We start from the raw sequence: 10,822 nt of genomic DNA, 5'->3' as shown, positions 1-10,822 counted from the left end.
TGCTTTCGCTGGGGTAATCGTCGTGGGTGGTGATCTTGTTCGCCGTGTCCTGCTAGGACAGGCGATGGATCAACCGGCCGTCCAGCGATGCGAATTCACCCCACAGCAGGTTGATGCGCTCGTCGCGGTCGGCCCAGAAATCGGCGTCTGCTTCCAGGTAGTCTTCGGCTGAGGTGGCGGCGAAATTGGTGCCGTCATACCAATACCGCTCTTCCGTATGGCGGCTGGAAAATCCCAGCCGCAGATCCTCGCTGGCCGACCATTCGCCGGAAAACCCCATGGTGGCGCGGCGGATGCCGTCCTTGTCGCCGGTGCCCGCGACCGAATGGTCATAGCCCCTGTCCTCGCGAAACCCCAGATCAGCTTGCAGCCGCCAGCGGTCGGCGACCACCGCGTGACCAAAGGCCAAGGCGCCGCCGTTGCCCGCCTCGGCCTTTGCATAGCCGCCGCTGCGGTCGGCCTTGCGGGTGATGATGTTGACCACGCCGCTGGCGGCGTCCGAGCCGTAATAGACCGACTGCGGCCCGCGCAGCACCTCGATGCGCTCGATATCGGCAAGGTCCAGCCCGCTGAGATCGTAGGGCTGGTCGCCCGCACCCGCGTTCACCCCGTCGATCAGGATCAGCGTGTGCCGCGATTCGCCGCCGCGTATGCGGACTGCGGTGTTCGAGGCGCCGCTGCTGCTGACCGACACCCCCGGCAGGCCGCGCAGCGCATCCTGCACCGAGGTCACGCCGCGCTGTTCCATTTCCTCGGCGGTCAGCACGGTGGCGGCACGGCCGTAGGCGGCGGCCTCGACCGGGGAAAACCCGCCCGACAGGATCACCGGATCCAGCACGATGGGCTGCTGCGCCGCTGCCGGAAGGGTGGTCAGCGCCAGCGCCAGCGGCGCGGCGGTCAGGTGGAAACGGCGGAAAGACTTGGACATGGCGGTCCCCGGGTCGGGCGGCGCGCGCAGGCTCCGCGATTGGAATCGGTCCGGGGAAAGCCCGCAGACAGTGCTGGTTCACCGCTGCGGCTGACCGCTTCGCTGGCGCGCCCCGCACCATCGAAAGGGTGATGTCCAAGCAGGTCTCCTGGCTTGCGGGTCAGGGCGGGCGCCGGCCTTCCCGGGGCATCTGCCCCCAGTGGCTATTAGGCGCCGCTCTCCGCGCACAGTTGCGGGGGCAGCTACGGCTGTGGCCCATGGGCCGTCCGTATTCCCTTTCAATCCGGTCGTGCCGGAACTTGGACAGCGGCAGATAGGCCCGAAGCCGGGCCTGCGTCAATGACAAGCTGCGGTCGAAAGCGGGAAAAACCCGTGATCCGGGCGCCGGGATCGCGGGGCGGGCGGGGCAGGGAATGTCGCGGCATTATGCCTGCCGTGGCGGGTGGGATTCCCGGCTCAGCGCCCCCGTGGCGCGGCATAGAGCGCGGCCCAGAACACTGTGCGACCATCCGCCGCGACTGCCCGGCCGATCCCGAAATCCGTCGCCTGCGGCAGCATGATGTTGTGAAGATGCCCGTTCGAATCGTTCCACGCCCCCAGCACCTGTTCAAGGCTGAACGGGCCGGCGGCGATGTTTTCCGCGGTGATCGAGGGCTTGTAGCCCTCACCCTTGACGCGCTGGGTCGGGCCTTTCGTGTGCGAGCCGCTATGCGCCATTCGCCCGCGCGTGGCCATGTCGCAGGCGTGGCGGGCGGCGGCGGCGGCAAGCTTGGGATCCGGCCTGAGCGACCGCAGCCCGCTGGCGGCGCGGCGGGCGCTGGTTGCCTGGGCGGCGGCCTTGTTCTCGGCCGTGGGGGTGGCGAAACACTGCGCGGGGCCTGCGGCAGCGGCCTGCACCTGGATGTTGTCACCGGTGACCTGGCGGATCTTGAGCGGCTGCCGGACAGCCGGCTGCGCCTGCATCACCGCGGGAATCGCAAGCACCAACCCCGCGGCGACCAGAGAAATCAGCTTGTTCATGTCCATCCCCGTCCGATCCTGTCACGGAAATCACAACCAGAAGACGATGCCTTGTGACAACCTTCAAGTAATTAAACTTGTTGATAGCTGACGGGTTGACGCGGCGTTTCGGCGATGTTCCGCCTTGGACAACTTGCCCAATGGGCAGAAGCTGGCGCATCCTTTTCCCGATGCGCCAACAGGGGGGGAAACGATGTCGCGCTTTGCCAGCATTGCCGATCGGGACCGGATCGAGGCCGAAATGCCCTATGCGGACCGGGACTTGCCAAAGACGATCTATGCGTTCCTCAGCCGCACGCGCGATCTTTATCCCCAGCGGCAGGCGCTGGGGTTCCAGCTGCTGTCCGACCCGAAAAGCCGGTCATGCGAACTGACCTGGACCGAATTTCACGAACGCGTGACCGAGGCGGCGAATCTGTTTCGCTCGCTGGGGGTGGGGCCGGGGGATACGGTGGCCTATCTGCTGCCGAACTGCCTGGAAACCCCGACCGTGCTGCTGGCCGGGGCCACGGCGGGAATCGTCAATCCGATCAACCCGTTGCTGGACCCCGAACAGATCGCCAGCATCCTGCGCGAAAGCAACGCCCGGGTGCTGGTCACGCTGAAATCCATGCCGAAATCCGATGTTGCGCAAAAGGCTGCGGCGGCGGTGGAAATGGCGCCCTGCGTGCAGACCGTGCTCGAGGTCGATCTGGCGCGCTATCTTGGCGGCTTCAAGCGGTTGCTGGTGCCGCTGCTGCGCCCGCGCGTCAAGGCCCGCCACAAGGCGAAACTGCTGGACTTCGAGGCCGCTGCATCCGCCCAGCCCCATGACCGGCTGACCTTTGACGACCCGCCCGAGGATCGCGTGGCCGCCTATTTCCACACCGGCGGCACCACCGGAATGCCCAAGCTCGCGCAGCATAAATACTCCGGCATGATCTATAACGGGTTTCTGGGCGGCGAGCTGCTGTTTGACGAAACCGACGTGTTGATGTGCCCGCTGCCGCTGTTTCACGTCTTTGCCGCCTATCCGGTGCTGATGTCGTGCTTGCAGTCGGGCGCACAGCTGGTGATGCCGACCCCCGCCGGTTATCGCGGCGACGGCGTGATCGACAATTTCTGGAAGCTGATCGAGCGCTGGCACGCAAGTTTCCTGATCACCGTCCCCACCGCCATCACCGCGCTGATGCAGCGCAAGGTCGATGCCGATGTCTCAAGCCTGCGCACGGCGATTTCCGGCTCGGCGGCGCTGCCGGTCGAGCTTTACAACCGCTTCAAGGCCGCCACCGGGGTCGAGATCGCCGAGGGCTACGGCCTGACCGAGGTCACCTGCCTTGTCAGCTGCAACCCGGTGGACGGGCTGAAAAAAGTCGGCTCGGTCGGGATTCCGCTGCCCTATACCACCGTGCGCATCCTGCGCCGGGTCAACGGCGAATATCAGGATTGCGCCACCGATGAGATCGGCGAGATTTGCGTCGCCAACCCCGGCGTGTTCGAGGGCTCGACCTATACCGAGGTGGACAAGAACCACGATTTGTTCGCCGAGGGGCGGTTCCTGCGCACGGGCGACCTTGGCCGACTGGACCCCGACGGCTATCTGTGGATCACCGGCCGCGCCAAGGATCTGATCATCCGCGGCGGCCACAACATCGACCCCGCCGAGATCGAACAGGCGCTGCTGTCCCACCCCGATGTGGTCGGCGCCGCCGCCATCGGCCAGCCCGACGCCTTTGCGGGCGAGCTGCCCTGCGTCTATGTGCAGCTGCGCGAGGGGGCCGAGGTCACCGTTGACGCGCTGGCCGCCCATGCGCGCGACCATATCCACGAACGCGCCGCCATCCCCAAGCATGTCGAGATCCTGCCCGAACTGCCCGTCACCGCGGTCGGCAAGGTGTTCAAGCCGGAACTGCGCCGCCTGGCCATCGCGCGGGTGCTGGATGCGGCGCTGGCCGACAGCGGCGCTCATGTCTCCGAGGTGTTCGAGGACCGCAAGCGCGGCCTGACCGCCCGCATCGCCCGCACCCCGGACACCGACGAGGATACCGTGCGCGCCCGGCTGGGCAGCTATACGGTGCCCTGGGACTGGGCGTGACAGGAACCCCGGCCGGAACTCTTGCGCCGACGCGGAATTGACCCTGACAGGAGGGTGTCATGGCAGATTTTTCCGTCGGCGATCACGTCAGCTGGAATTCCGAGGCCGGGCGCGTGTCCGGCCGGATCGTCAAGGTCCATCACCAGGATTTCGACTACAAGGGCCACCGCCACCGGGCGTCCCGCGACGACCCGCAATATGAAATCAAAAGCGACAAGACCGACCATATCGCCGCCCACAAGGGGGGCGCGCTGACAAGGATCAGCTGATGGTGGCGCAGTTCACCACCATCGGCCATTCCAACCGCAGCCTCGACCATTTTACCCGGATGCTGCGCGAGGCCGGGGTGGCGATGGTGGTCGATGTGCGCAGCTTTCCCCGCTCGCGCGCCAATCCGCAGTTCAACATCGACGACCTGCCGGGCGTGCTGGCCGAGATGCAGATCGGCTATCTGCATTGCCCGGCGCTGGGCGGGCGCCGCCCCCGCCAGCCCGGGGTGCCGGATGATCTGAACGCGATGTGGCGACTGCGCAGCTTTCACAATTACGCCGATTACGCGCTGGGCGGCCGCTTTGCCGAGGCGCTGGACCATGTCCTGCGGCTGGGCCGCGACCGGCGGCTGGCGCTGATGTGTTCCGAGGCGGTGTGGTGGCGCTGTCATCGCCGCATCATCACCGATTACCTGCTGCTGAACGGCCATGCCGTCGATCACCTGATGGATCTGGGGCAGATCACCCCGGCCTCGGCCACGCCCGGCGCCCGGCTGACCCCCGAGGGCAAGGTGATCTATCCGCAGCCCGCGCCCGGCGCACAGGCAGATGCGCCCCCGACAGACGCGGACCGAAAATCCGCGCCGCAGTAGTGGCGCTTGCGGCGCGGCGTGCTAGCCTGACCCCGCAAAAAGGGGGGAATCCGTCATGTGCGAAATCTATGCGCGGCAGGATCCGCGCCGCTATCAGCCGGTGACGCGCAAGCTGCGGTTGAACGGGCAAAGCACCTCGATCCGGCTGGAACAGGCGTTCTGGGACATCATCGACCGGATCGCGCAGGACGAGGGGTGTTCCACCCCCGGTTTCCTGTCCACCCTGCAATCCGAGGTGCTGGAACTGGACGGAGAGCCGGTGAACTTCACCTCGCTTCTGCGCTGCGCCTGTCTGGTGCAGCTGGAAATGCAGGGCAGCGGCGCGCGGCGGATGCGCGATGCGGCCCGGCAGGTGGTGGGTATCCCGCCGGCGCCGCGCGGGGCCACCCTGCCGGGGGCGATGGAAATCCCCGCGTCGTAGGATGATGCTACCCGGCTGCGGCGGACCCGTCCCAGTATTCGCATGACGAACTGTGGAAGGACGCTGCATGGCCAAGATGATTCATTCGATGATCCGCGTGCTGGACGAGGCGCGCTCGGTCGCGTTCTACGGCGCGGCTTTTGGGCTGAAAGTGGCCGAGCGGCTGGATTTCGACAGTTTCACCCTGGTGTATCTGGCCAACGCCGAATCCGGCTTTGAGCTGGAGCTGACCATCAACAAGGGCCGCGAGGAACCCTATGATCTGGGCGACGGCTACGGGCATCTGGCGATCTCGGTCGAGGATGTCGACGCCGAACACGCGCGGCTGACTGCGCTGGGGCTGAATCCCCGCAAGCTGGTCGATTTCGCCCCGGGCGGCACCGTGCTGGCCCGGTTCTTCTTTATCCAGGACCCCGACGGCTACGAGATCGAGGTTCTGCGCCGCGGCGGCCGCTACCTGTAGCGACCGGGCGCAAGATCGGCAGCCAGCCCGCGGGGGACAATGCGCGGGCGGCCACCAATTCAGGGAGGACTGACATGAACGACACCGATATTTCCCCCTCTGGCCCTGCGGTCAGAGGGCTGACCCGTCGCGGCCTGCTGGCGCGCGGATTTGCGGCCGGGGCGGCGCTGGTGGTGGGCGCGGGTTTTGTCGCCGCGCGCGATGCGGCCTGGGCGCTGGAAACCACGGCGCTGAAGCCGGAAACCATGGCGACGCTGATCCAGATGGCGCGCGACATCTACCCGCATGACCGTATCCCCGACCGCTTCTATGCCGTCGCAGTCAAGGGCTACGATTCCGCCGACAGCGCCGAGCTGATCGAGCAGGGCGTGGCCGCGCTGAACCAGCTGGCGCAAAGCCGCGGCTTTGACAGCTATCTGGCCGCAGGCTGGGAGGCCGACCGCGTGGAGATGCTGCGCATGATCGAGCATGGGCCGTTTTTCCAGACCATCCGCGCCGGGCTGGTGACCGGGCTTTACAACCAGAAAGAGGTCTGGCCGGTCTTTGGCTACGAAGGCGAAAGCTTTTCCAAGGGCGGCTACATCGACCGCGGCTTCAACGACATCGACTGGCTGTAAGGGGGAAACGACATGGTGGACGTGGCAAGATTCGACCATGACGACGCCTCGGTCGTCGTCATCGTGGGCACGGGATCGGGCGGCGGCGTGCTGGCCAACGAACTGGCGCAGAAAGGCGTCAAGGTCGTCGCGCTGGAGGCCGGCGGGCGTTACCTGCCCGATGATTACATCAACGACGAATGGGACAGTTTCGCGCAGCTCAGCTGGGGCGACATGCGCACCACATCGGGCGACTGGCGGGTGGCGCGCGATTTCGCCAACCTGCCGGCGTGGATCGTCAAGGCGGTGGGCGGCACCTCGATCCACTGGGCCGGGGCCTCGCTGCGGTTCCAGGAACATGAATTCAAGGCGCGCACGACCTATGGGAACGTGGACGGGGCCAATCTGCTGGACTGGCCGATCACCCTGTCCGATCTGGAACCCTATTACGACCTTGCCGAGAAAAAACTGGGGGTGACGCGCACCAACGACTGGCCCGGCCTGCCGGGGAACAACAACTATCTGGTGCTGGAAAAAGGCGCCAAGGCGGTCGGCTACAGCAAGGTCTCGACCGGGCATATGGCGATCAACTCGGTCGAATATGACGAGCGCCCGGCCTGCCAGCAGACGGGTTTCTGCTTTCAGGGCTGCAAGTTCGGGGCGAAATGGTCGTCGGCTTATACCGACATCCCGCGCGGCGAGGCCACCGGCAATCTGGAAGTGCGCGACCGCTGCCACGCGACCAGGATCGAGCATGACGACGACGGCCGCGTGACCGGCGTGCGCTATATCGACGCCGACGGGACCGAACAGTTCCAGCAGGCGCGGATCGTGGCGGTGGCGGGCAATTCCATCGAAAGCCCGCGGCTGCTGCTGGCGTCGGCGTCCGAGCGGTTCCCCGACGGGCTGGCCAACAGCTCGGGGCAGGTGGGGCGCAACTACATGCGCCACATGACCGGCTCGGTCTATGGCATCTTCGAGCGCCCGGTCCGGATGTGGCGCGGCACCACCATGGCCGGCATCGTGCAGGACGAGGCCCATCACGACGCAGACCGCGGCTTTGTCGGCGGGTATGAGCTGGAAACCCTGTCGCTGGGCATCCCGTTCATGGCGGCGTTCATGGACCCCGGCGGTTGGGGCCGCGCCTTTACCTCGGCCATGGAGGGGTATGAGAACATGGCCGGCATGTGGATCGTGGGCGAGGATCTGCCGCAGGAAACGAACCGCGTCACCCTGAACCGCAGTTCGCTGGACCAATACGGCCTGCCGGTGCCCGACGTGCATTACACCGACCACCCCAACGACATCGCCATGCGCAACCACGCCTATGCGGTGGGCGACCGCATCTATCGCGCGGCCGGGGCCACGCGGGTGATGCCGACGCCGCCCTATCCCTCGACCCACAACCTGGGCACGAACCGCATGTCGGAAAATCCGCGTGACGGCGTGGTGAACAAATGGGGGCAGTCACATGACGTGCCCAACCTGTTCGTGTCGGACGGGTCGCAGTTCACCACCTCGGCCGCGGAAAATCCGACGCTGACCATCGTTGCGCTGGCGATCCGTCAGGCCGAGTTCATTGCGGCTGAAATGGAAAAAGGCGCGCTCTGAAGCGTCTGTTCAAGCAAGGAAAGGGGGCGTGCCGGTCGCGCCCCCTTTTTCGCTCAGCCGCAGCGGGAATGGCCGCAGCTGGGGCAGGTCAGACAGCCCTCGATCATGCGCATCCCCGGCACGCCGCAGGCCGGGCATGAGGGGCCGGCCACGACCGCGGCGCCTGCCACCGGGTCCGATTTCGGCGCCGCGCCCTCGCCGGCAAGAAAGCCGATGGCGATCATGTGGCGCTCGATCACGCCGCCGATCGCGGCGAGGATCGAGGGGACATAGCGCCCCTCGATCCACGCGCCGCCGCGGGGGTCGAACACGGCCTTGAGTTCCTCGACCACAAAGCCGACGTCGCCGCCGCGGCGGAATACCGCGGAAATCATCCGGGTCAGCGCCACGGTCCAAGCATAGTGTTCCATGTTCTTCGAGTTGATGAACACCTCGAACGGGCGGCGGCGGCCGGCCTCCTCGATGTCGTTCACGGTGATGTAGATCGCGTGTTCGCTGCCGGGGAATTTCAGCTTGTAGGTGGCGCCGTCCAACGCGACGGGGCGGTCCATCGGCTCGGCCAGCAGCTCGGGCGCGGCGGGGGCGGGGGCGGGTTTGTCCACCGACAGCACGGACCCCGTGACCTCGTTCGGGCGATAGGTGGTGCAGCCCTTGCAGCCCTGATCCCACGCGGCCAGATACACGTCCTTGAACGCCTCGAAGGAAATATCCACGGGGCAGTTGATGGTCTTGGAAATCGAGCTGTCGACCCATTCCTGCGCCGCCGCCTGCATGGCGACGTGGTCCAGCGGGTCCAGCACCTGTGCATCGACGAACCAGTCGGGGAAGGGCGCGTCGCCCATGCGCTCGCGCCACAGCTGCGCGGCGTAATCGACCACCTCTTCCTCGGTCCGGGTGCCGTCCTTTTGCAGCACCTTGCGGGTGTAGCTATGGGCAAAGACCGGCTCGATCCCGGAACTGACGTTGCCGGCGTAAAGGCTGATGGTGCCGGTGGGCGCGACGCTGGTCAGCAGCGCGTTGCGAATACCGTGGGCGCGCACGGCCTCGCGCACATCCGCGTCCATCTTTTGCATGAAGCCGGATGCGAGATAGCGTTCCGCGTCGAACAGCGGGAAGGCGCCCTTTTCGCGGGCAAGATCGACGCTGGCCAGATAGGCGGCGCGCGCGATCCGGTGCATCCACAGCCGCGTGGCGTCGGCGGCACCCTGTGCGCCATAGCGCAAACCCACCATCATCAGCGCATCGGCAAGCCCGGTGACGCCCAGCCCGATGCGGCGCTTGGCGCGGGCCTCGGCCGCCTGCTGGGGCAGCGGAAAGCGCGAGGCATCGACCACGTTGTCCATCATCCGCACGGCGGTCGCCACCAGCTCGTCCAGCGCGTCAAGATCCATCCCGGCCTCGGGGCCGAACGGGTCGCGGATCAGCCGCGCCAGATTGATCGACCCCAGCAGACAGGCGCCATAGGGCGGCAGCGGCTGTTCGCCACAGGGATTTGTCGCTGCAATTTCTTCGGCATATCCCAAGTTGTTCATCTGGTTTATGCGGTCGATAAAGATCACCCCCGGCTCGGCGTAATCATAGGTCGCGCGCATGATCCGGTCCCACAACTCGCGGGCGCGGATGGTGCGATAGACCTGGCCGCCGAACACCAGCGGCCAGTCGGCATCGGCATCCCGCGCCGCCATGAAGGCATCGGTCACCAGCACCGACAGGTTGAACATGCGCAGCCGGGCGGCGTCCTGCTTGGCCTCGATGAAGCTTTCGATGTCGGGGTGGTCGCAGCGCATCGTGGCCATCATCGCGCCGCGCCGCGACCCCGCCGACATGATCGTGCGGCACATCGCGTCCCACACATCCATGAACGACAGCGGCCCCGAGGCATCCGCGGCCACGCCCTTGACCTCGGCCCCGCGGGGGCGGATCGTGCTGAAATCATAGCCGATGCCGCCGCCCTGCTGCATGGTCAGCGCGGCCTCTTTCAGCGCGTCGAAGATGCCGCCCATGCTGTCGGGGATGGTGCCCATGACAAAGCAGTTGAACAGCGTGACCGCGCGCCCGGTGCCCGCGCCCGCCATGATGCGCCCCGCGGGCAGAAAGCGGAAATCCTCAAGCGCGGCGTAGAATCGCGGCTCCCACGCGGCGGGGTCGGTTTCGACCGAGGCAAGGTCGCGGGCGACGCGGCGCCAGCTGTCCTCGACCGAGCCGTCCAGCGGCCGGCCATCGGCGCCGCGCAGGCGGTATTTCATGTCCCAGATCTGTTCGGCGATAGGGGCGGCGAAGCGGTTCATCCGGGGGCATCCTGTGGTCTGAAGACGGGGTCTTGTCATGCACCCATCCCGCTTGCAGGGCAAGCGTGGCGGCGGGGAATCACGTCGCGCCGGGCTGCGACAATTTTTGGATGGCAATGACCAAGCATTTCTATCAGATAAGATCACCATGATTCGGACGGAGTGACCGAAATGCGCCAGTTTTCCCAGATTGCCCTTGCTGCCGGGGTCGCCGCCTGTCTGGGCGGCGCCGCGCTGGCCTCGAGCCCCGGCGAGGTCAAGACCGGCCCGCAAACCGCCGGCGTCTCGGGCGCGATCCACCATGACGCGCCGCGGGTGCGGCCGATGGCGGTGCTGACCTATGAGGTGTTCGAGGCGACGGTGGAACACGCCGATCTGGCCGAATGCCCGGCCGTGCTGGCCAAAGAGGGGCGGTTCTGCCGGCTGGTGCTGCAAAACGACGCGCTGCATGTGTTCGCGTTTGCCGAGGACGGCGACCAGCCGTTGCAGGCGCTGGTGGAATACCCGGTGGACGCCATAAGCTTTGCCGACTGACGGCGCCCGGCCCAGGGCGTGCCGC

General features: G+C 66.6%; 11 protein-coding genes and 1 riboswitch. Of the genes, 8 read left to right on the top strand and 3 right to left on the bottom strand.

Annotation, left to right across the window (positions count from 1 at the left end):
* Positions 1-52 precede the first annotated feature (52 nt).
* Positions 53-928, bottom strand: a complete 876-nt coding sequence (locus BLW83_RS01880; protein WP_090845006.1) for a TonB-dependent receptor — start codon at positions 926-928, stop codon at positions 53-55.
* Between the two features lie 121 nt (positions 929-1,049).
* A riboswitch (cobalamin riboswitch) is annotated at positions 1,050-1,246 on the bottom strand.
* Positions 1,247-1,384: 138 nt separating this feature from the next.
* Complete coding sequence (locus tag BLW83_RS01875; RefSeq protein WP_245728575.1) at positions 1,385-1,948, bottom strand: CAP domain-containing protein; 564 nt, start codon at positions 1,946-1,948, stop codon at positions 1,385-1,387.
* A 193-nt stretch (positions 1,949-2,141) separates the two neighbouring features.
* Between BLW83_RS01875 and BLW83_RS01870 the strand changes: the two genes are divergently transcribed.
* The 7 genes from BLW83_RS01870 (at position 2,142) to BLW83_RS01840 (ending at position 7,975) form a co-directional block, all read left to right on the top strand.
* Complete coding sequence (locus BLW83_RS01870; RefSeq protein ID WP_090845004.1) at positions 2,142-4,022, top strand: acyl-CoA synthetase; 1,881 nt, start codon at positions 2,142-2,144, stop codon at positions 4,020-4,022.
* A gap of 59 nt (positions 4,023-4,081) precedes the next feature.
* Positions 4,082-4,291, top strand: a complete 210-nt coding sequence (locus BLW83_RS01865) for a hypervirulence associated TUDOR domain-containing protein (protein ID WP_090845002.1) — start codon at positions 4,082-4,084, stop codon at positions 4,289-4,291.
* Positions 4,291-4,884, top strand: a complete 594-nt coding sequence (locus tag BLW83_RS01860) for a DUF488 domain-containing protein (protein ID WP_090845000.1) — start codon at positions 4,291-4,293, stop codon at positions 4,882-4,884. Before BLW83_RS01865 ends, BLW83_RS01860 begins: the two co-directional genes overlap by 1 nt.
* Positions 4,885-4,939: 55 nt before the next feature.
* A complete protein-coding gene (locus BLW83_RS01855) occupies positions 4,940-5,305 on the top strand; it encodes a ribbon-helix-helix domain-containing protein (RefSeq protein WP_090844998.1) in 366 nt (121 codons plus the stop codon).
* Between the two features lie 67 nt (positions 5,306-5,372).
* On the top strand, positions 5,373-5,768 hold the full coding sequence (locus BLW83_RS01850; RefSeq protein ID WP_090844997.1) for a VOC family protein: 396 nt from the start codon (positions 5,373-5,375) through the stop codon (positions 5,766-5,768).
* A gap of 74 nt (positions 5,769-5,842) precedes the next feature.
* Positions 5,843-6,385: a Twin-arginine translocation pathway signal gene (locus BLW83_RS01845; protein WP_090844995.1), complete on the top strand. Its 543-nt coding sequence runs from the start codon at positions 5,843-5,845 to the stop codon at positions 6,383-6,385.
* Positions 6,386-6,397: 12 nt separating this feature from the next.
* Positions 6,398-7,975, top strand: a complete 1,578-nt coding sequence (locus BLW83_RS01840) for a GMC family oxidoreductase (RefSeq protein WP_090844993.1) — start codon at positions 6,398-6,400, stop codon at positions 7,973-7,975.
* A 53-nt stretch (positions 7,976-8,028) separates the two neighbouring features.
* On the opposite strand, the gene BLW83_RS01835 is transcribed toward BLW83_RS01840, so the two are convergent.
* On the bottom strand, positions 8,029-10,263 hold the full coding sequence (locus tag BLW83_RS01835; RefSeq protein WP_090844991.1) for an adenosylcobalamin-dependent ribonucleoside-diphosphate reductase: 2,235 nt from the start codon (positions 10,261-10,263) through the stop codon (positions 8,029-8,031).
* A 171-nt stretch (positions 10,264-10,434) separates the two neighbouring features.
* On the opposite strand from BLW83_RS01835, the gene BLW83_RS01830 reads away from it, so the two are divergent.
* A complete protein-coding gene (locus tag BLW83_RS01830; protein WP_177172458.1) occupies positions 10,435-10,797 on the top strand; it encodes a hypothetical protein in 363 nt (120 codons plus the stop codon).
* The last annotated feature ends 25 nt before the right edge of the window (positions 10,798-10,822 follow it).

The sequence above is a fragment of the Paracoccus alkenifer genome (assembly GCF_900108405.1).
GTDB classification, from domain to species: Bacteria; Pseudomonadota; Alphaproteobacteria; order Rhodobacterales; family Rhodobacteraceae; genus Paracoccus; species Paracoccus alkenifer.
Note: the sequence above shows the minus strand (reverse complement) of the source record. Positions and strands in the feature narration are given on the sequence as shown.